Raw genomic sequence first — 22,803 nt, 5'->3', positions numbered from 1 at the left:
GTAACCCTCAGACATCCTCGATCCCAACCCGGCTAGCTACGGTTTTCCGGCGGCATGGCGATCTGGAGCTTGCGTACCTTTCCACGACCCACAATGTAGCCGCGGCCCGGGATGAAGTCCTTACTGATCCGGCCAAGGGAAGTGTTGAGGAGGGTGTCGCCTTCCACGTCCCCGGGGTTGAGCAGGAGCCCGCGACGCCCGGATTTGAACGGCTGGGCCAGGGACCAGGCCTGGGACCAGGTGGACGTTTCCGACTCGCCGACCACCCACTGGTCAGCCTTGATCGCGGCGGTCACCAGGCGACCCACGCCAGATTCCGCCAACGTGTCCGTGAACTCTGTCAGGCCCTCGATGAAGATGGCCATGGTGCCAGGGTTGTCCGCGGCTTTGTCGATCAGGTCATCCACCACATCCGAGACTTCGTCCGGACCCACCAGCGACCTGCTCCAGATGTTCAGTGACGCCACGGCGGAGCGCCGGGACCCAATGTAGATGAGGTCAGTTCGCGGGTTCGAGCGCCGCAGGGCGTAGGCCAAGGTGACCAGTGCCACCGTACGTCCGGCACCTGGAGGGCCGGCCAGCAGAAGGGATCCCTTGGCAGCGATGGCCGCCGAACCCAGCGTTTCGTCGTCGACACCAATGACGGGGTTGTCCGGAGCTCCGTTGGGCAGGATGTCCAAGTCCACCAGTTCCGGGAGCCGCTGGATCTGAGGCGCCTGCTCCAGGCCCTGGCGCAACATCGCCTGGCTGAGCTTGGCCACCTCGCGGGCTTGGAGCGCGAGGTTCGAGTTGCCTCCCAGTACAGCGAGCTGAACTTCAAGCCCGTCCAACAAGCCACGTCCCGGAGGTGAGGCTGCGTTGAGGACATCCTTGGGAACATCAAGGGTCATGTAGTCATCTTCGGAACTAAGACGCAGGACCAGCCTCTTCTGGATGGAAGCCAGGAGCGACGCCGGTACGGAGTTGGTGCGGTCACCGCTGACTACCAGGTGGATGCCCAGGGGGCGTCCGTCAGTTGCCAGCGTCAGGAAGATGTCCCATAGTGCGGACAAGTTGCTGTACTCGTAGGACTCACGGAAGGAAGACATGCCGTCCACCAGGATGAAGATGCGCTTTTCTTCGGGCCGGTTGGCCAGCTGCCGGTATTCGACGATGGTGGAGGCCCGGACCTCGGCAAACCGTGCTGCGCGATCATCCGCCACTTCCTTGAGCCAACGCAGCAGTCGCCCAACGCGCTCCACATCGTCGCCGTTGATGATTTCACCAACATGGGGAAGTCCATCAAGCATCTTGAGCCCTGACGAACCACAGTCCACGCCGTAGACGTGCACGGGCCCTCCGCGCGGCGTGACTGCTGCTGCGATGGCAATGCTGCGCAACGCCGCCGACTTTCCTGATCCGCCCGTGCCGTAGACGGCCATGTTGCCATCTTTGTCCGGCTCGTAGAACACGGTGGGCTGGTCTTGGTGCGCGGGGTCATCCGCCACTCCAAGCAGGAGGCGTTCATCGGTCCGGGGATTGGGAAGCTTGGAGAAATCGTAGGTGGTGGCGAGCTCGTTCAGCCACGGCTTGCGCGGCGGTTCAATAGACAGGACGTCAGCTGCCCGGATGATGTTCCCGGTCATCCGCGCGATGTCGTTGGGACCGGCAGGTTCCTCTTCCACTTGTGACACCAAGGGCGGTTCCCACGTGGGTCCGGAACCGAACGCCATCTCCACAATGTCGATCCTGGGACGCTGCGGCTTTTCGGTGGTCCATCCGCCGGCATAACCGGTCTGGAAGCCCTGGATGCGTCCCGGACCGGTCTTCGCAGCGCCACGGCCCGGAATGGAAGGATCGAAGTAGGCCGCGGTGGGAACGCCCAGGATGTCTGTTGCGTCCACTTCGTCAGCCATGCGCAGCGCGACGCGAAGGTTGGTGTTGGCACGCAGGTTGTCTTTGATGACGCCGGCCGGGCGTTGCGTGGCCAGGATCAGGTGCAGGCCCAGGGAACGGCCACGGGCGGCCACGTCCACCACACCATCAACGAACTCGGGAACTTCCGTAGCCAAGGCAGCGAATTCGTCCACGATGATGATGAGGTAAGGGGGCGCCTCAGGATCGGCTTCCCGTTGCAGCGCCAGAAGGTCCTTGGCTTTCTTCCGGTTCAGCAGCCGCTCACGGTAGTGCAGCTCAGCGCGGAGCGAGGTCAGCGCGCGGCGCACCAGGTGCGGGGACAGGTCAGTCACCAGACCAACGGTGTGCGGCAAGTGCAGGCAGTCGGCAAAGGCAGCACCGCCTTTGTAGTCCACGAACAGGAAGCTGACGCGGTCCGGGCTGTAGGCGGCGGCCATGCCCATCACCCAGGACTGCAGGAACTCGGACTTACCGGCACCCGTGGTTCCACCCACCAGTGCGTGCGGACCCTCGTTCTTGAGGTCCAGGTAGAAGGGCTCCACACCTTTGGAACCAACCAGTGCGCGGAGGCTGCCGTTGTCCTTGCGGTTGGGCACGGCAGTGGCGTGGACGGAGTTGTTTTCCTGCCAACGCTCAGCCACGGCCTGTGGGTTGTCCATCAGTTCTTTGCCGATCAACGTGGCGTAGGAGACGGCGCGTGGGAGGTCGGAGTCGTCGTCGAGCGGGTTTCCAACATCCACCAGAGGCGACATCATGCGCGCCAACTGTGTGGCGAGGTCCGCATCAAGGCTTTCGCAGCTGACCGGGTAGGTGTGGCGGCCCAAGCGGACCTGGCCGGTGGTGGTGCCGTGGTCGCCGTCAACGGAGAGGAAGTCACGGCACGCGGCGGGCAGGGACTGCACATTGGCGGCAACCCACATGATGTGCACCCCGTAGTCGGGTCCACGTTCCACCAAGCGTGTGAGCCGGCCGCGGTCCACCGGGGTGTCGTCCTCAACGATCACCAGAACGGCCGGGACCACCGGACCCGGAAGTTCCTCGTGCTCATTCTTGAGTCCAGGACGGGGTTGCGGTCCAGGCTCCTTGGCCATGGACTCGCGCTCTTCCACGAGGCTTTCGAGTTTGGACAACAACGCGGCGCCGGCGCCGGGGCCGGCAGCCAGATGATCGCCGGAGATGGGGCTGTGGCCCGAACCAACGTGCGGGAGCCACTGCAACCAGTCCCAGCGCTCACGCGAACGTGCCGAGGTCAGTGATGTGAGGACAACTTCGGCCGGCGAGTGCAGCCCTACCAGCTGGAGCACCATGCCGCGGGCTACGTCATCCACCACGCTGCGGTCGCCGGCGACGCCAAAGGAGCCCGAGGTACGCAGCTGCGAGACGATTGGGACGCCCTCAATGACACGGACCTGCGTCAGGCACTCCTGGATTTCCCGCATGTACTGCGGTTCAGTTTCGTTGGCGCTTGGTTCATCGAACTGGATGCGCGACGGTGCCGAACCCAGCCCGAAGCGGACGCCCAGGAAGTGCTGGTGCTCGGGCCTGTGGGTCCAGAGCAGGGGTCCGAGTTTGTAGATGGCGTCCACCGTATCGCTCACGGACGGCGCTTCCTGTAGCCGGACAGCACGCTCAATGTTCTGCTGCTTGTCAATGTCCTCGCGGAAGGCAAGCATGGCGGCTTTGAACTGTTTGTGGCCTTCCTTGGCCTGCCGCTTGCTCTGCATCTTGTGGTCCACATAGTGCCCCACGATGAACAACGGCATCATGGCCATGAACAGCACGGACAGCAGGTTCTGGGTGACGGCGAAGAGCACGCCACCCATCAGCAGCGGGGCCACCAGCATGATGTACGGGAAAGGCTGGTGTTCCGGGCGCTTGGGGCCGGCAGGCGGTACCCGCTTGGGCGACTCGAACCTGGGCAGTACCCGCGGCGATCGGTTGAAATCCACCAGAGGCGACGACGGACCACCACCATGATTCCGTGACAGGGCAACGACGCCCACGGATGTGTCGCCCAACGTGACAGTGTCCGAGGACTCAAGCGTCGCGCGGGTCACCGGCAGCCCGTCCATGAGGAGTCCGTTGGCGGAGTTCGTATCCACGATTTCCACGGTTTCGCCCACCGTGATGCGGGCATGGCGCTTGGAGGTCAGCGGGTCCGACAACCGGATGTCGGCGTCCCGGTCCCGGCCGATGTAGCTGGTGCCGAAAGGCAGCGAAAATTCCCGTCCGACGTCGGGCCCTGACATCACGCGCAACGTCGCCGCTGCCGGTCCCCGGCTATTGCCGTTCGCGTGGCCGTTGGACGCGAACTGCTCGCTGACCTGCGCGAGGGAGACCTTGGACCCGGGCCGCAACCCGGACTCCAGCAGGTTGTCCGTAGGCCGCAGCACGTGCCCGGAGAGCCCGCCGCCGACGAAAGCCTCGTCCACGCTGATGGACAGGTTCGACGGCGGTTCGGTCCCCTTTCGTGCGGGGTCGGCTGCCCACAATTCAGTAGCAATGTCAGCCACGGTGGCACGACCATCCACCGTTACGGCGAGGTCCTTTGCTTCCGCAGGGTCACGCCGCAAGGTCAGGCGGAACTTCATCCTTCGTCGACTCCACTCATTTTCTCAAGAAGATGCAGGTCAGCCGGGGTCACAAGGTGCGAGGTCACGGCGTGTTCCACCAAGCGCGCCCGGCGATTGGTGGCAAGTTTTCCAACCCCGCCGCGAAGACCCACTACGCCTACCCGGTCAAGTTTGTCGCAGACGTTGTCCAGTTTCCGGTTGAAGCGTGTCAGCGCCCAGCCCAGTCGCTTCGCGGCCTCGGCAGAGGATGGAATGGCGCTGAAACCGGTGCCGTCGCGCCGCAACATGGGCTCGGCCAGTGCAACGATGAGCGCCTTTTGCGAATCGGTGAAGACCACGGGCCCAATGGTGGTGTCCCCCGCCTGGTCTTCGTCGCGTGCTTCATGCCGGAAAGACGGCGTCTTCAAGTGCACCGCGAACTCGTAGGTGGTGGGTCCGGCCGTGAAAATCACGTTGGTGTGGCTGAACACCAAGGGGATCCGCGCGCCGGGCGCCAACCAGGCCTGCATGCCGCCTGAACCGTCAGCCACAGTGGCGGACAGCATGCTGCCCACGTTACTGAGCCACCACATGCCGTCGTATCGGGCTATTTGCAGGAAGCGTCGGTGCAAGTACGGGTTGTCATCAACTTCCAAGTCGCCTTCGCGTCCAATATCGAAGATGTCCTCATCGGATGGTTCGTACCATTCACCACAGAAATCTATTGCTAGATCCCCCATGATCTGTGCCTCCTTGGTCGGCGGTAATTTGATCGCATGTGCCGGCTACTCGTCCAGGCAGGCGATGGAGTCCGGCCCGCCGGGTGACGCGGAACCGTCGGAGCGAACAATGATGGCCTGCACGCAGATGGGTGGCTCGTCAAACCCGGAGAGGAACGCTTTTCCGGTTGCGGTGTTCTCGTAGACGCCTTCAGACTTGGCAGATTTGACGCGCCATTTGAACGTATCGCCGGGCATCGGCTGCGGGTTGGTCCAGGAGAAGACGATGATGTTCCGGTCCGCGGTGTCCCGTGCTGCCGTCAACCCCGCTACTTCCGGAACACTGCCGTCGCTCAAAGCATCGGCAGGCGGCTTGCTGGATGTTTCCGTGGGTGCGACCTTTGGCTGCGCCTGCGCACCCAGGACCACGCCAACCACAATGGCGACTACCAGTACGGCAGCACCTGCTGCTGCAAGCCAGAGGTTGCGCTTGCTGTGGTCTGCCGGTGGAGCGTCCTCCTGGGCCACCGGCGGGGCACCTGCGCTCGATCGGCTGACTGTTGCCCCAAGATCGTCCTGCGGTTGCGAGGGCTGCCAGCCGCGCAGGACCGTGGACTCAGCAGTGTCAGGCTCGGCCGGAGCTGCGTAGGCTCCGGGCGGCGTGTATCCAGGCGTCGCCGGAGCATGGAACCGGGGCGGGGCGGCCGGACCGGCCTGTGACTGGACAGGTTGTGAGGGGTCGCTGGAGTGCGAGGGGGTGGCGGGCTGGGGTTCGCTGGCGGGCCGGGCAAACGGCGGCGCCGGCCGCTGGGTCGGGTGCTGGGTCCCGCCCGGAACCGTGGACGGGAAAGTTCGCGCAGGGAAAGTGGGTGCCGACCCTGTGGTGGCCGTTCCCGAAGCGTCGGGATCGATCGAAGCGATGCTCCGGACCCGGGTTTCCTCAAAGTTGTCGTCCGGATGCTGATCGTCACCGTGCCCGGGTTCTTCAAGAACCTCAAAGGGCGTCACGGACAGGTTCAGTTCCGCTTGGATCCGCTGAAGTGCCAACGCGAAAGCGTGCGCTGACGAATATCGCGATTCCGGTGACTTGGCCATGGATGTGGCCAACACCAGCTCCAGGGACTCGGGAACGTCGGCGCGTCCCAGCCTGGGCAGCGGAGAATTGGTGATGCGGGAGATCAATTCCCGCTGGGAGTTGTCCTGTCCCGGAAGGACAAATGGCGAGCGACCCGCCAGGAGCGTGTACAACGTAGCGCCCAGCGCCCAAACATCCACGGGAACGCCATCCACGGCACCACCGCGGAACTGCTCCGGCGGGGACCACGGTATGGACATTCCGGCGTCGTCTTCAGTGTCGGCGCCGATGGTGCCAGAGATGCCGAAGTCGGTCAGGGCAGGCCGATTGTAATCGGTCACCAGGATGTTGGCTGGCTTAATGTCCCGGTGAACAATGCCTGCCCGGTGGGCTGTCTCGACGGCGGAGGCCACCTGGATGCCGACGGCCAGGACTTCGTCCACGCTGAATCGCTGACGACGATAGCGGACGTCAAGGCTCGGCCTGGAGCAATACTCCATGGCCAAGTACGAGTGCCCGTTTTCAGTGATCTCGGCTTCGAAGATCGTCACGATGTAAGGGTGCGACGACAACTGCGCCATGAGGTTCGCTTCGGACTCGAAACGGCGGCGTGCCCCTTCGGTCTTCAGATCGGACAACAGCACCTTGACCGCTACTTTTCGGCGCGGGCGGTCCTGCTCATAAAGATAAACATCCGAGAAGCCACCAGAGCCCAGCAGGCTGATGTACTTGAAACCCGGAATGGGTGGAGGCGGCGCAGGGGGCCTCTTGGAACTCAAAGAATCTCCTCGAAACGCAGTGAAATGTTGTCACCCAACTCGGCGATATCGCCGTCCAGCAGGATTGCCATTTCGTTTTGGGCAAGCCGGCGCGGTGCCTGGCCCTCCCGGATAAGCACGGTTCCGTTGGTCGCTTTCAGGTCGCACAGCATGACGTGCCAACCCTCCAGCCGGACCTCCACGTGGGAGCGGGAAATATCTCCTCCGGGGCTGTCCACTTGGACCAGGCGCGGCATGGTGCCGCCTTGAACGCGGGAGACCGACGGTTGCCGGCCGATGATGAGCGACTGGTCCAAATCCACCAGCTCACCAGTGGAAACCCGCATCCGGCCCAGTCGTGGACGCGGTACATGGACGGCGTCTCCTGTCACGGGGACCCCGCATACCGAGCACTGCGGATAGGTGGGCGGGTTGGCGTGACCTTGGGAGCACATGCGCGCCAGGACGCTCGGCCCTACGACGGCAGGCGCATCAGCGCCACCCGGAGCAGCCATGGGTCCCTGTTCGCTCGCAGAGGGAAGACTGCTCTTCATGATGGTTTGGCCGTCATGATCCGAGTCCTCGTCCGCTGGGCTATCGTCGGGGGCCGAGAGCCACGCCGCCGGTATTTGGGGCGCGGGTACCTGGGGTGCGGGCGAGGCGGCGGGACCGGGCTGAGCAGCTGGCTGACTGGATCCGGACGTGGAGGAGCCGCTGCGCAGCCATGGGACCGAGTCAATCAGTCCGGTAGTGGTCCCTGCTGAGGACACACTCTCGTCGTCAACCTGCGGGGCGGAAGCAGGCGCGAGGGGAACGGATCCGACGCCGCCCCCTCCTGGCGGGTGGTCCTCGCCTGTCGCTTCGGTTGAGGATTTCAGGTCCAGCGGCGTTGAGGCTTCCGGTGCCGTGGCAGCCGGTGAACCGTGGTCTTCGGACTCATTGTCCGTTCGAACAGCGGCATCCTCGATGTTCCGCATCACCGTTTTGTCCCACAAATGGTCATAGTTCGTGGTGTTCTCCAGTGACGGAACCAAGAGATCGGTGGTGCTCGTATGGCCAGGCACACCGGATGTATCCAAGTCCGCCGCAGAAGCTGACTCCTGCTCCTCAGCCTGGTCCGCAACCTGGTCTGCAGGGGGTGCGGCTTCTTCAGTAAGTGCAGCTTCTTCAGGCCGCACGGGTTCGCCAGGCAGTACGGGTTCTTCCGACACGCCCGGTTCCTCAGCCACTGCGGCGTCTTGGGATGCGCGCGGTTCTGCAGGCACCGCAGGTTTCACAGGCACCTCGGAGGCCGACGACTCCTCGGCAGCAGCATCCTCCTCAGATGTGGAAGAACCCACGGAACTGATCATGTGGCCGGGTGCGATGGTCAGGCCAAGGTCCGCCTCCGTGTAACCGATCATGGTCTCATCGGACACCATTGCCGGCTTGACCTCGGGCTCACTAGCCGCGGGCCCGGCCGATCCTGCCGCGGCGTCGAGCGCTGCAAGGAGGACCACGCCTTCTCCCACAGGGAGACTGTTCACTGGCGCGGCTTTCAGCGGCGAGGCGTTCAGCGGGAGGCTCCCTCCCGCCGTCGGAATTCCTGCAGACACAGCAGTGCCATTCCCGATCCGGACGCTGTAGGCCGTGGCATCCACGAGCCGGCGTTCGGTCCACGTGGTGACGTCACGGCCCGTCAGGCGTTCCTCGCCACCACCCAACTGCACGCCTCCGCCCAACTGCACCACCAGTTCAAGGTCTCCCCGGAGGAACACACGGAGCGCGTCTTTGGAATCAATGATCCCGAACGGTGGAATACGGCTGAGGGAAACACCAAAGGCCTCCGTCACCTCATGGAGGACTTCGTGGGCCTCCGGTGCCGATGCCAGCAACTCCCATACGGTGTCGATCAGTGCGTGCGGTGTGTCGGGGCCAAGAAGCACCACGGTTCCGTTCCGCACAACGCCAAACCACTCACCCTGCTGGTAGCGGGTTAGTGAAAGGGGGTTACTGCTTGCCATCAACGCCTTCCTCCTGATTAGCCCCGACGGCCTCATCCGTGCCATTGACCCAGGCCCGCGGAAGGGTGTCTTCTTCAACCTCGGACGGAACCTCGGGGCGGGGCGCTGTGATAGCGATCCCGGCATCGTTCAAGACGTTTTTGGCGTCCACCACAATGACGGTGACGTTGTCCCTGCCACCGCTCCGCAAAGCAGCTTGGATCAGTGCGTCCACGGCGTCCTGCGGATGGGCGACGGTGCTGAGGATGCGGAACATGTGGTCATCCCCCAGTTCACCGTTGAGACCATCCGAGCAGATCATGATCCGGTCGCCTTCCTGAATGGGAAGCAACCAAAAGTCAGCCTCAGTCTCATCGCCGGTGCCCAAGGCACGGGTCACCACGTGACGGCGGGGGTGGACTGTTGCCTGCTCGGCAGTGATGTCTCCGGCATCCACCAGTTCCTGCACTTCGGAATGGTCAACGCTTACCTGCGCGAACTCGCCTTGGCTGAGGCGGTACGTCCTGGAATCGCCGATGTTCATCACCAGCCAGTAAGGCAGGCCCATCTGTTCCACCACCACTACCCCGGACAGCGTGGTCCCGGCACGGGCGCCCGTCGCGTCGCGGATCGCGGCATCGGCCTTCAACAGGCAGGACTGAAGGTCAGCTGCTGTTGCAGTGCGCACGCCGGTGGCCAATTCGGGAGCGCTGCCCAAGGCCCGCACGCACATGCCGCTGGCAATCTCCCCCGCTTCGTGCCCGCCCATGCCGTCGGCAACGGCAAAGACCGGGTCAGAGGCGATGAACGAGTCCTCGTTCAGTTCGCGCCGAAGACCGCGGTCCGTACCGTACCCATAGCTGAGTCGAAAAGCCGTTCCGCTTGCAGCAGGACCCGCTTCGGCGTTGGCGGGAGTGGCCGGCTGTGAATTCATGCTTGTCCTAGGTGGAAGGAACGGTCCCCAAAGTGAACGGTGGAACCGGGACGGACAAAGCTTGCTTCGCCCGGGTTGAGCCTGGTCTGCAAACCGTCCGGCGTGGTGACGGCGCTGCCGTTGGTGGAATTGCGGTCCGTGACCCAGACTCCGTCGCCATCAACGCGCAGATGCAGATGCGTTTTGGAAATGGACCGCCCCGGATCTGTCACAGGCAGCAGTTGCTCCACCGACTCCCCGGGCTGCGGTGCCGGATTGCGGCCGAGGAGAACTGACCCGCCCAGCTGGATGTCCTGGCCGTCGTCGACCCGGATCCGCAGGACAGCTTGGGCGCGGGCAGCACCCGGGCGCATCTGGGTGCGCTCCAGGTCGTCGTCCGGGTGGGCGGTGGCCGCGGGAGTGTCGTGAGGCGGGATTGTTACGGCCGGCGGTGCTGCCGGGGCCTGCGGTGCTGCCGGGGCCTGCGCGGAAGGAACCGCCGCTGGCGCCGCGGCCTGCACGGAAGGAGCCGGGGCTTGCGGCGCTATGGTTGTGCGCGATGCCGGCGCGAAAGGCGCCGACGGCGGACGCCATTGGTTCGGATCATGCGAAGGTTGCACGGCAGGGGCCACCGGTGTCGCAGGGGCGGGAGTTGCTTGCGCTGGCGAAGTCTGGGTGGGCGCTGCCAGCGCAGGCGAGATCCGGGCGGGAGCAGCCTGGCCGGGGACAGCCTGTGCGGTGGCACCTTGACGGGAACCCGGCACGGGGCCTGACGGTACCGGCGAAGCTACGGGTTGAACCGGTGGGAGATCCATGGGGGCGAAACTGTACGGGCCCTGGATGCCTCCGGTGGTCACCGGGTTACGACCCTGCTTGACGTCAAACACCAAGGACTTTGCCGCTTTGTCCTGCCAGCCGCGCAGTTTGCCGTTTTTGTCCCAGGCGTTGGAGATGACCACAAGGACAGCCCACACAACACCCAGGAACATCAACGGCAGGGCGATCCACAGGACCAGCCCGATCAGTCCGAGCGCGGACAAGATGACGGCAACAATGGAACCCAGCAGCAGAAGGCCGCCGGTGAGAATCCCCCGGACAAAAACAACCCCGGCACCCGGCGCGTAGCCATCAGAATCCGCACTGCGGATGCCCATGAGCTGGTTACCGATGGTGTTTCCGGACTTCGCCTCAAGACCAAGAATGACAAAGGTATACACCACGGTCACGCCCAAGCCGATGCTGCCCAGCAGAACCAGCAGGCCCGTGTCATAGACAATGAAGCCGTTCCTGCGGGTCTGCGTGATGCCGGCAATACCAATAGCGAACGTGGTGGCAAGCACGGCAAAGGGACCCAGCCAGTCCAACACGGCTGCGCCCAGACGTTTCCCTGTAGTGGCGGGCGCCAACTCGAGCTTGGTGGTCATTGTGGTCCCTCCCCCTGGCCCCGGCATACCATCCGGCATGGTTTTTGTTCCGTGCGGCATCGGCGACTCCGGCGCCGACACTACCGAGATACTACCGGGATCGGAGAACCCGTGCCGGTTGGCGAACTCCAACGCCGCCTTTTGGGCATGGTTGATATTGCCTTCCTTGCGGGCACCACGGTTACTCAGGGGTGAACCGCACTGCGTGCAGAACGTCGCACCCGGGCGTACCCCGTGCCGGCAGGCCGGGCAAAGTTCTGTCTCATTGCTCATCGGTGGTGTCCTTCTTGAACGGCAAGGTGAAGCCGCGCTTCGCAGGATCGGAGGTGCCCTGTTGACGGCGACGAAGGGCAGCGCGGCCATCGGACAGCAACGAGCGCGGCGAGAATCGTGCCTGCTGCCGTTTCCAGAAACCAACGCTTCCGGTGATGTCGGTCAGCGACGTATCAACGATCTCCCAGTACTCCTTGACCTCCTTCTCACTGGGCTGGCCCGCACCGAACACAGCGGCGTCCGCACGGTGGGCAAGCAGGGTGGTGGTAGTTCCGGTGGTGGGGAACGCGTCAGCGATGACTGTGGCCGATTCGCGCCTGGTGGACTTGGTGTCGATCGAAGCACCCATATCGGTGACCAGGCTCAGCACTTCATTCCAGCCGGCGCCAACCCGCTGCGCGGGGTGGCCATCACGGAAACGCGCCTTCCGGCGTCGTGATTTCAACAGAAGGATGAGCAACAACGGCAAGGCGAGGATCCCCAGCGGAATCAGTGCCATGCCGATGGCCGCCAGCAGCGGACCCCAGAAAAGCCAGGGGTTGTTCTTCTTCTCGTCAGCGTCCAGGGCATCCGGTGTGGAATCCGGCGGCAGGTCCGCGGGCTCCTGCGGCGGGGGCGGCGGCTGCAGCACCTGCGGCTTGGGTTTGGACTTGTTCTCAGGGTCCGGCGGGATGGGCACGTTGTCCTTGGGCGGCGTGGGATCGAACGTCACCCAGCCCACGCGGTCGAACGCCACTTCCACCCAGGCGTGGACATCCTTACCCGTGATCTTGATGTCTCCAGCGCCGTTCTCGGGGCTCTTGGGGTCCGGGTAGAACCCCATCACCACACGGGACGGTATGCCAAGGTGACGGAGCATGAGGGACATGGATACGGCGTACTGTTCGTCGTCGCCCAGCATTTGCTTGGCCGAGAGCATGTTGCGGACGCGTGCAGCGCTGTGACCGGGGAGGCTTGGGAGCTGTCCCTCGGCTACCAGCCCGTTGCTGAACGCACCACTCTTCTGGAAGTGCGCCTCAATCTGCCGGACACGGTCAATGGCCGTCGGTGCGTCTTCCGAAAGCTGGTTCGCCTGCGACGCCACAATCGGCGGAACTTCCTCCGCCTCGGGCAGCGTGAGCTTCGCAAAGTCGTACTGCGTGAGCTGTCCGTGCTCCAGCGTCCCGGGGTCCGAGACCTGCACAGTGTAGTTATCGCCCCTTGCCAAGCCTTTGGTGGTCACAGCGGTATCGGTGCCGGCGTTGAAATACAGCCCTGATGCTGCGCCGGACGTGTCTGCAAAACTCATCCCCGTAGTGTGCCGTCCACCAGGAACAAAGTAGCCCTGGTAGTCCTCCACAGTGATGTCCAGCGTGTAGTTGGTGCCCTGCACCGGGCTCCCGGAGTCGGCCAGCGTATTGAGCGAACGGGCGTCGCCTACCTTGCTGAAGTTGCCGGAACTGTTGGGGTCCATGGTGTAGTTCAGGCCGTTGAAGGCGTCCAGCGCCGCCAGCCGGACGCGGGCGTCTTTGGGCAGCCCCTTGACCGTGAACAGCGTATTGTCCTTCTCATCCTTGACGAAGCTGCGGAAGCTCGCCAAGGGGGTGATGTAATCCCGGGGATCGAAAGGCGGAACGATCGTGTTGCGGAGGACCTTGCGGTCATCACTGGCTGTGACCAACGGCGAGGCGATTGCAGTAACACCCACCGCAACGGCGATCACTGCTGCAGCAGTCCCCAGCCGGCGGAGCTGCCCTCGGCGGGCCGTAGCGGCGTCGGAATCCGGCCTGTTGGCCGAAACCGCTTTGGTGCTGTTCCGGCGGAGTACATCGCGGCGGAACGTCGCCCACACAATGGACACAATAGTCAGGGAGACGCCACGCTCCACGTTGAGGAAACCCGCACTGGTACTGAAAGCAATGCCCGTAACAAAGAGAACCAGCACGGGAAGCAACGGCCAGTAGGGGCTCTTCAGACGCCATGTGAGCAGACCGGCAGCCAGCGCAGTGACCAAGGAACTCAGGAACGGCACAATGAGCATGCCGTTCGCGGTCCCCACAGGCACGCCAACAGTCAGCATGTCCTTCCAAGCGAAGACAACGCCCAGCAGGAGCGTGCGCAACGAGTCGAGGCTGGGAAGGAATCCGAAAACTGCCGAGTCCGGCACTGCCAGGGCCGACCCGAAAACCATGTACGCACCGAACGCCACCGCTGTGGTGATCAGCAGCCCCAAACGAAGGTGCGCGTTGAGGACGGCGATACCCAACCCCAGCAGCACGCCGCCCAGGCCTGCGATGAGGTAATGGGGGTCTCCCCCAAAGCTCAAAGCGAAACCGAGCACGCCAAGGAGCAGCAGCACCAGCAGCGCCCCGCAGTCAATGGCAAAATGCCACAGAGGCCTGCCGTCGCTGAAGATGGATGCGCCCGTGGCGCGCGCCGCGGACCGCGAACCCTGGGCGGCGCGGGAGCCCTTCGCTTCCTTCGCGCGGGGACGGAGATTGGGCGCGGTGCTCATGCTGCCGCCTTTCGAAGAACAATTGCCAAGTCGTCCAGGTCGCCCACCGTCAGGACCGTCAGGTCCGCGATATTAGCCCTCGACGGCGCCGCGCCGGGTTGAACCCGCACCGCCAGGCTCCGCACGCCGGGAGGAACGGAGGCAGCGCAGGTGCGCAGCTGGGTTGCCGTCACGTGGCTGCCTACCACAAAGAACACCACTGAGGCATTCGGGACGGCGTCAGACAGGTTCCGCGCGAGGTCGACGGCGGTCTTCCGCATGGGTGCCCCGACAACCCGGGTCATGTCGTCCAGCATGTTACGGCCCGTCTCGCAGCGGAGCGGCCCCTTCTGGGTTAGGACGTCCAGGTCACGTTGTTCACTGATCGCTTGGCGTCCGATGGATGCCGCCACGGAGATGGCCATTTCGAACTCCGCCTCGGAATCATACTCATCGGTGTTGATGGACAAAGAAATGGCAAGGTGCGCGCGCCGGGTTTCCTCGAACTGGCGGACCATGAGCTTATTGGTCCGGGCTGTGGTCTTCCAGTGGATGTGGCGCCGATCGTCACCAGGGACATAGTCGCGCAAAGCATGGAAAGAAACATCCGCACTGGACAGTTCCGTGGTGGGCATGCCCTCAAGGTCACGGATAAACCCTGCTGCCGAGCTGCCCAGGGAGACCGTGCGAGGGTGCACGAACAGGTCCACCGGCTCAGTCCACATGACGCGACGGCGCAGCAAGTGAAGGGGGTCAGCGCGCACAGAACGGACCGGACCCACCACAATCACTGCACGGCGGGCCGTGGGAATCGTGAAAAGATCCTCATGAACCTGGGCGGGCTTCATCCGTGGCAAATGGAAAACGGCAGTATTTGAACCCACCGGGAGCTCCAGCGCCGCAGGCAACAACGGCCTGGTGGAAACGTTGGATACCGCAATACTGCCCACAGCGTCATCCCCCACAGCCACCCGGGTGCGGGCGAGGTCGAGGACCACGCCATACGCCGAACGGCCCACAATGAAGCCGATGGCCAGAAGGAACAACAGGAAAGCCACCATCGAGGCAGACTTGGCCTCCTGCCAGCCCCACGCCTGCCCTGCCCACCAGAGCGCGATTGAGGCAGCCAACACCACCCAGCCGAGCAGGCTCACCACTGCAAGGACAGGCCAAACGAACCTCAGCCACACAGCACGGATCCTGTCCCACGCCGGTGCCAGGAAATCGCCGGCAGTTCCAGCGGCTTCCGACCATACGGCTGCGGGGTGGAGCTTGCTGGTGGTGCCGCGTTTACCTGGCTTGCCGGGGCGCTTGCCCGGTTCGTTGCCAGTGCCGCGCAGGGAGCGCAACTTATCGCCAAGTGCAGATGCGGTGCGCTTGAACGAATCAGCAGCCCTGTTCAGGGGTGTGCTGGAGGACATGTGGGTGCCTTTGTTTGAGCTAGGGTGCGGTGGAGAAACGCATGGTACCGGGTTGATGCCCGGTACCGGGTTTATGCGCTGGCGCGTTGCTGCGGGGCGGCGACGTCGGCGAGGACGCGGTTAAGGACCACTTCGGGCGTTGCCCCGGAGAATTCAGCTTCCGGGTCCATCACCAAACGGTGGGTCCACACCACGGGAGCGAGTTCCTTGATGTCATCCGGCAGCACAAAGTTGCGGCCCTGGCTGGCTGCCCACACCTTGGCGGCACGAACCATGGCCAATGCCCCACGGACCGAAACACCAAGACGGGTTTCGCCGGCATTACGGGTTTCTTCGCAGAGACGCGAAATGTACTCCAGCACAGCGGTATCCACGTGGGTTGTGGCTGCCAGGTCCGCCATATCAGCCACAGCCTGGGTGGTGATCAACGGCGTGAGGTCCTTCGAACGATCCTTCAGGTTGGCCCCGCCCAGCAGCCGAACCGTGGAAGCGTGATCCGGGTAGCCGATGGAGGTCTTAATGAGGAAGCGGTCGAGCTGGGCCTCGGGCAGACGGTAGGTACCCGCCTGCTCGATGGGGTTCTGGGTAGCCAGAACCATGAACGGGCGGCCAGCCTCGTAGGTGGTGCCATCCACGGTGACCCGGGATTCCTCCATGACCTCCAGCAATGCGGACTGCGTCTTGGGGGAAGCACGGTTGATTTCGTCAGCCAGGACGATGTTGTTGAACACCGGACCCTTATGGAACTCGAACTTCTGGGTCTTCTGATCGTAAATGGTCACACCCGTCACGTCAGACGGCAGAAGGTCAGGCGTGAACTGGATGCGGTTGTGCGAACCCTGGACCGTCGCGGCCAAGGCACGCGCCAGTGAAGTCTTACCCGTGCCCGGTGCGTCTTCAAACAACACGTGGCCTTCGGCCATCATGGCGGTGAAGGTCAGCCGGATGACGTGTTCCTTGCCCAACACGGCCTTGCCCACGTTGGCAACGAGCTTCTCGAACGTCTCTGCAAACCAGGCGGCCTGCTCGTTTGTCATGGTCATCGGTAGATCCTGTTCCTTGGGTATGGAGGTGTTGGGTTGTAGTTGTTGCTTCGGCTGTTCGGCTGGCCGGCCGGCCAGGAGTCAGCAGGGTGGCGGCACACCATTGCGGACGTCCACGGTGGTTGACTTCACGAACCAGCCGCTCTTCGGCGAGCCGTTGAGCTTGTACCAGGGAGTGCCGTTTCTGTAGATGTCCTGCCTGCACGTGACCTCAATCCAGCCCCAGGACCGCTCTACCCAGCCGACACCACAGGTCGGACCACTGGGGTTGTACGAGTCCGGTTGGCCGGGCTTTCCCGGGCAGGTGCTGTTGTGGGCCTGGATCTGCGAGGGCGCCGGCGGGTTAGGCGGTGGCGGTGGAGGCGGTTCGGCTCCACTGCGGGATGTATCACTGCCCACCCGGCCAGCTTGGCCGCCGCTGATCGCACGGACCTGAAGCGTAACGGTCTGGCTGTAACCCACGCTTCTTGAGAGCGACCTCTGATCCGTGTTTGTCCATCCTCCGCCATCAAGGCTGTACTGGTACCCCGTCACCGGGCGGCCGTTACCGCTGGGGGCGTTCCAGGTCCAGGACACCGTCTTGTCGCCGACGCCGCTGCTCTTGCTACCGGTCACCACCGGCGCAGCTGCAAGCCCATAAGGATTGACAGTATTTGATGCCGGGCTTCTGTCCCCGGCTGTTGGGTTTCGTGAGGATACTGCCCACACAACAACGGCTGTGTCGGTGCCATTAGCGGCCGCCACAACAGCACCGCCGGAAGGAATCGAGCCGCTGCCGCCACCGGAAGTCAGCGCGTACCGGTAGCTGATCTCGTTGACGTTTGCTCCGTTTCGCTCCCCAGCTGTCAAGGGATTGAAGGTGACTTGAATCTTGCCACCATCACCGTTGGTCTCAACCAAGGCAGCCGATGGAGCACCCACCATTCCGGGCTTACCAGCAGCACGGATAGGCGCAGACTGTTGGCTGACACCACTGACGCCGGCTTTGTTTGTAGCCGACACCGTGAACGAGTAGTCAGCTTCGGAGTTGTCTACCGTCACATTTTGTGACGTCGCAGCCACGGGTTGCGACGCTACCACGGCGCCACCTCGGTAAGTCGTCAGGGTGTAAGTAGACACGGCATCACCATTGTTATTCGGCGCTGCCCAGCTGACCTGCAGTTGGCTTCGTGAATCTACAGATCCTGCACCTACCACCGACGGAGCCGCAGGAGTTGCCGGCACGCCGGCAGGAACCTCGGCTGCGGAGTACGTACTCCATTCCGAGGGCTCCTTGGCGTCATTTCTAGCCAGGACGCGTACCTTGTAGGCCACCCCATTGGTCAGACCGGTCCACACGTGACTGTTGCCTGTGAGGTTCTGGATCTGCGGATTCTGGCCGGCAGGAGCAGGAGAGATCTCAAGATCGTAGGACTTGATGGGCGAACCCTTGCTCGCAGGAGGAACCCACGCCACGGAGAGTTGCTTATCGCCGAACTTCAGCGTCGGTGCCACCGGGGTGTCCGGCTTAACGTCCGGACGGACCTCGGCGGATACCGGAGAGCGTTCGGATTCATCAATCGCATTCGTGGCGGTGACGGCGAAGTGGTACTTCACGTTGTTGGTCAGCCCTGTCAACGTACACGTGTTCGCGGGGCAGTCCTGCGTGAAGCCGTTTTCCCCGTACACCGTGTACTTGGTGATGGGTGAGCCACGATCAGGCGGCGCGTTCCACGTCAGGAGCGCGGTCTGGTCCCCCACGCTTTGAGCCAAGGGCGTGGTGGGCGCGGCCGGCTTGTCCTTGACGGTCAACCGGATGCGGGCAGTGGCGTAACGGGAAATCTCCCCGGTCTTATCCTGCACCGTGTAGGCCACCACCATGGTGCCGGTGAAGCCGCCTGCAGGGGTGACGGTGACACTGTCTCCCCCGACGTCAGCCGTTCCCTGGCCCGTTTCGGTGACGGCCGAGACGATCTTCAGCGCAGTATCCGGGAACGGATTGGAGTCATTTGCCAACACGTTGACGGTCACTGGCTTTCCGGATTGGGCATCCGGCTCGGCGTCGTCGTTGGCCACGGGTTTGGGCCTGTTGGACGCCGACAAGGACAGCTTGTAGGTGGCCACGGCTTCGAGCCCGCGGCGGTCCTTTGCCTTCACTTGGACGGTGCCTGTCTGCCCGATCTGCACGGAATCGTCCGCGGAGACCTTGAGCGTCTTGCCATCCACGTTCACCTTGAAGCCGCCCTGGGCGTCGCCCACCAGCTCGTAGTTCATGTTCTGCACGTCATCCGAGTCCGGATCCGACGTCAGCTTCTCCAGGTCCAGGCTGGCAGAGTCTCCCTTGGGAACTTCCACGTCACTGCCGAGCAGCACCGGCGGATTGTTCTTGTTGGGGTCGGGCAGCACCTTGGTTCGGATGCTGAGCGTCGATTTCAAACCATTGGGGTCGTCCGGGCCTGTCCCATCGGTAACTTCGAAGCTGATGGAACCTGGGCCTACGTACTCGGCGCCGGCGGTGTACTTCAGCGCGGTACCACCGTTGGCTATGGGATCGCTGCCGTCGGCTCCGATGAGCTTGATGCGGTCGGTTTGGGTCAGGCGCGGCGACTTTCCTTCGCGGACCTTCACCCACTCCGCGAGGTTCACCGTGACGGACTGACCTGAGACAAGTTCCACCACCTCGTCCTTAGCGAGCGTGGGCACCTGCTGGCCAATCCCGGGAACCCAGATGATGGCTGTGGACTTCTGGCCATCCACGTCCTCCACCGTGTAGGGCACCAGTTGCGGCTGCTCGGTCAGGTCAACAATGACGTTGCCTTCGGGTCCGGGGCGTGCTGTGTCCAAGCCTGTTGCGACCTTGAGGTTCTCCCCCACGCCGTCCGGGTCCTCATCGTTCTTCAGGACAGGAACGTCCACAGCCGTCTTGCCGAGCGTCTGGGCCGAGGTCACGCGGTCGTCGCGGGCAATCGGTGCCTGCAACGGCAGGTCATTCTGGACCACCACACGAATACTGGCCTGGCCCACCGCATCGCGGTCATCGGCCACTGAGTAGCGGACGTTGACGGTGCCCTCCGCTGCCGGAGCTGTTACCAGGATCCGGCCACTGGTCTGGCTGACCTTGGCGTCAAGTCCGGCGTCGGCTTCAATGCTGTCCGTCAGGATACGGATGAGGTCGCCGTCGGGGTCGGTGTCATTGGCCGTCGCGTCGATGGCGATCTGGCGCCCGGGACGAACCTTGACCTCGTCATCCACGGGTGCGGGTTTCTGGTTGTCTTCGCCACGTGGCGCAACGCCAACCGTCACGGTTCCCGTGTTCACCGCGCCTTGGCGGTCGATCACCTTGTACCTGAACGTATCCGTACCCGCACCGTCACCGGCGGCGACGAAATCGATGAAGCTGCTTCCCGCCGTCGCGGTTCCCATAGTGGGAGTGCTGTCGATGCCGGTGAGCTGCACCGAGTCGCCATCTGGGTCGATGCCGTCCAGCGGGACCGGAATGCGGACGCTGCCGCCCGCTACCACGCGTGCCGTGAGGTTCTGCGGCTGCGGGCGCGAGTTCTGCGTGCCCTCCAGCGGAAGGATGTGGATGGTCACCGCGGCGGCGCTCTTCTGCCCTTGCGGATCCACGGCGTTGTAGATGGCGCGCACGGTTTTTGGAGTGGGGCCGGCGATAAAGCGAAGGGTCTTCTCGGAAATGAACGCTTTACCGTCCTCCTCCGGAATGCTCTGCGCCAGTACCGGATCCACGGACAGTTCCTCACCCTGCGGGTGGGTGTCATTGTCCAAGACCGGGATGGTGACGACGTCGTTAACGCGCACGTTGACTTCGTCAGGTTTTGGCTGGGGAGCCTCGACGACGGCGGGAGCCGGCACCGGGACCACGCCCACAGTCCCGGTGGCCGAGGCACGGCCGTTGGACATGGTGTAGCTGAAAACGAACGGTTCTTTGGCACCGAGGACATCCGTGACGCGAAGGACGCTGTGGTCGATCACGCTGACGGATGCCGACGAGCCGTCGGGCACGGTGACGGACTGGAGGACCAGCACGCCACCGGAAGGATCGGAATCGTTGGCCAGCGGATCAACCAGGACGCTTCCACCCACAGGGAGCAGGGCAACGTCATGAACGGCAACCGGCGCGCCGGGATCCTTACCGGACTCCACGTCCACGCGGATCAGTCCCTGGCTGCTCTGGGGGCCGTTGCTGGCAATGTACGTCAGGTAGATCGGGCCAGGCGTGGTGCTCCGGAAGGTAAAGGTGCCGCCGTCCGTCACCGGGCCCAGCTCAGCCGGGCCGGCGGCCTCAACGTGGGCCACACGAAGTGCGCCACCGTTGGGGTCCACATCGTTTTTCAACGGCGCGATCACCAGGTCCTGGCCAACCACAGCCGTGACGTGGTCCGCATTGACTACAGGCGCCAGGGCACCCGGTGGCTGCACGTTGACCACGATGCGGCCGGTGGTGGTGGCCCGGCCGTCCCACACGGTGATGGTGACGTTCTTCTTGCCCGGCGCTGCACCCGAATCCTGGTACGTCAGGAGGCCATCGCGGCGAACCTTCACCTGGTCCTGGTCGTTGTCCGACTTCGCATCCAGCAGGACGAGGTCATCGCCGTCAGGGTCCATCCAGTCAGTCAGAATGTTCTGGCTGACGGACTTGCCCTGCTCCACCAACATGGTGGTGGGTTCGCCTCGCTTGAAAATCGGCGGTTTGTTCTCTTCAGGAGCTACTACCCGCAGGGTGACCTTGCCGCCGGCGGACAAGTCACGGCCATCGGCAGCGTTGTAGTCAAAGACTTCAGTTCCCGGCTTGGCGTCGGCCGGGACCTTGATCTGGAAAGCAGAGCCTCCGTAGATGTTCTCCAACGCACCCATCTTTGGCCCATTGGCGCCTACCGAGGCGGTGAGGACATCGCCGTCGGGGTCTGAGTCGTTATCCAGCACGCTCAGAATTGAGGTCCGCCCGGGGCGGACACCGAACTCGTCAGGTTTTGTCTCAGGCGGACGGTTGGGCTTGGTGCGGTCCGGGAGGACGTTGATGGTGTTGTTGTCCGCAGACTCCTGGTCCTGGTCATCGGACTGGTTCTTGGGCGGGACGACGTCGTCCCAGTTGTTCACCAGCTGCATATTCTGGTTGACCAGCCACACGCTGCCTGAGTTGACGTCATTGAGGACCACAAGGTCCCGGTTCACCCGGAAAACGTAGCTGGGCGAGGCGCTTGCTTTGGGGACGTCATTCTTCTTGTCGTCGGCATCGTTGTCGCAGTCCCGGACATACTTGTTGGCGCCCGACCATGCCGAGTGAACACACTTACTGACCTGAACGGGCGCAGCGGGGACGCCTTCGCCGTCAGCACTGACAGTTGCCGCCGCGGACCCGTCAAGGGGCTGTTTCAGCAGGGCCTTCTGCGTGGCAATGGCAACGTAATTGCTCTCTTCGCTGTTCTGCTGCAGCTTTGCTTCCCGGGCATCGGCCAGTTGGAGCTTCCGGCCTCCTGGCAGGAAGAGGTTTCCGGAGGCGGCGTCCAAAACCACCGGCTTGTCACCCACCACGGCCAGTTGGAGATCGCCGGCACCCTTGAGCTCGTCCACCTTGGTAACCTGCGAGTCGGTTCGTTCACCGTTCGCATCCACAGTAGTGACGGTGATTTCACCCTTGCCAGGGTCCGCCGTGTAGATCCTGTTGTCGGATCCCACTGCCGAAACCACGCCCGGGGAGCCCGTCAAGACTGGCTCGGTTCCTTCTTCATCGAAGCCGTTAACCGTGGACGGAGACAACGCCCAGACTTTTCCGCGGGCGGGATCGGTCACCGAGAGCACGGTGGAGCCGTAGCTGACTTGCGACGACGACGGCAGCTGCTTGTCGCCGCCCAGCTTCAGGTTCGCGGCAGAGACCTGGTTGATGGTGGAGCCGGACTCATCGTCCACAAAGACGTTGCCGTCATGCTGCAGCACGTCAAAGGTAGTAGTTGCGGGTGTCACAGCACCATCAAGAACGCGGGACGGGTAGTTCAACCGGCCCACGGCGTTCTTGGTTTTGCTCACCACCCACACGCCGCCGTCGTTCAAGTCCACCTCGGTGGTCTTGAAGCCCGGGTACAGAATTGCCCCGGTGATCAGCAAAGCGCCCGCTGCGGTAACAGCAGTACCCGCTATTAGCTTTTTGTTTTGACGCCTTTTCAGCCCCAGCTTGCCGAAGAAAGTTCTCACAGCCCCAGAATTCCCTTTGTGTCCAGCCGCTCCCCAGTGGCTTCCGGGCCAACCGGCAGATGCCGGCAGCCGTACATTCCGCAGT

10 protein-coding genes are annotated in these 22,803 nt (G+C 63.5%); all 10 read right to left on the bottom strand.

Features of this window, described 5'->3' with window-relative positions; all coding sequences use genetic code 11:
• Nucleotides 1-32 precede the first annotated feature (32 nt).
• The gene (locus LDN70_RS06900) at nucleotides 33-4,487 is read right to left on the bottom strand and encodes a type VII secretion EssC family protein (protein ID WP_223942136.1); all 4,455 of its coding nucleotides are present in this window, start codon (nucleotides 4,485-4,487) and stop codon (nucleotides 33-35) included.
• Nucleotides 4,484-5,188: a hypothetical protein gene (locus LDN70_RS06895; RefSeq protein ID WP_141283662.1), complete on the bottom strand. Its 705-nt coding sequence runs from the start codon at nucleotides 5,186-5,188 to the stop codon at nucleotides 4,484-4,486. The genes LDN70_RS06900 and LDN70_RS06895 overlap by 4 nt, the downstream gene beginning before the upstream one ends.
• Nucleotides 5,189-5,233: 45 nt before the next feature.
• On the bottom strand, nucleotides 5,234-7,021 hold the full coding sequence (locus LDN70_RS06890) for a serine/threonine-protein kinase (protein ID WP_223942135.1): 1,788 nt from the start codon (nucleotides 7,019-7,021) through the stop codon (nucleotides 5,234-5,236).
• Nucleotides 7,018-9,003, bottom strand: a complete 1,986-nt coding sequence (locus tag LDN70_RS06885) for an FHA domain-containing protein (protein ID WP_223942134.1) — start codon at nucleotides 9,001-9,003, stop codon at nucleotides 7,018-7,020. The genes LDN70_RS06890 and LDN70_RS06885 overlap by 4 nt, the downstream gene beginning before the upstream one ends.
• Nucleotides 8,990-9,916: a PP2C family protein-serine/threonine phosphatase gene (locus LDN70_RS06880; protein WP_142939775.1), complete on the bottom strand. Its 927-nt coding sequence runs from the start codon at nucleotides 9,914-9,916 to the stop codon at nucleotides 8,990-8,992. The genes LDN70_RS06885 and LDN70_RS06880 overlap by 14 nt, the downstream gene beginning before the upstream one ends.
• Entirely contained in the window at nucleotides 9,913-11,592 is a 1,680-nt protein-coding gene (locus tag LDN70_RS06875; RefSeq protein WP_142939776.1) for an RDD family protein, read from the bottom strand. Before LDN70_RS06875 ends, LDN70_RS06880 begins: the two co-directional genes overlap by 4 nt.
• Nucleotides 11,582-14,086, bottom strand: coding sequence for a transglutaminase TgpA family protein (locus LDN70_RS06870; RefSeq protein WP_223942133.1), 2,505 nt, complete (start codon nucleotides 14,084-14,086; stop codon nucleotides 11,582-11,584). Before LDN70_RS06870 ends, LDN70_RS06875 begins: the two co-directional genes overlap by 11 nt.
• Complete coding sequence (locus tag LDN70_RS06865; RefSeq protein ID WP_223942132.1) at nucleotides 14,083-15,486, bottom strand: DUF58 domain-containing protein; 1,404 nt, start codon at nucleotides 15,484-15,486, stop codon at nucleotides 14,083-14,085. The genes LDN70_RS06870 and LDN70_RS06865 overlap by 4 nt, the downstream gene beginning before the upstream one ends.
• 71 nt (nucleotides 15,487-15,557) lie before the next feature.
• Nucleotides 15,558-16,529: an AAA family ATPase gene (locus tag LDN70_RS06860; RefSeq protein WP_142939779.1), complete on the bottom strand. Its 972-nt coding sequence runs from the start codon at nucleotides 16,527-16,529 to the stop codon at nucleotides 15,558-15,560.
• An 81-nt stretch (nucleotides 16,530-16,610) separates the two neighbouring features.
• Complete coding sequence (locus LDN70_RS06855) at nucleotides 16,611-22,718, bottom strand: Ig-like domain-containing protein (RefSeq protein WP_223942131.1); 6,108 nt, start codon at nucleotides 22,716-22,718, stop codon at nucleotides 16,611-16,613.
• Between the last annotated feature and the right edge of the window lie 85 nt (nucleotides 22,719-22,803).

Source organism: Arthrobacter sp. StoSoilB22, assembly GCF_019977315.1.
GTDB lineage: Bacteria > Actinomycetota > Actinomycetes > Actinomycetales > Micrococcaceae > Arthrobacter.
This window is presented reverse-complemented; position numbering and strand designations above follow the sequence as displayed.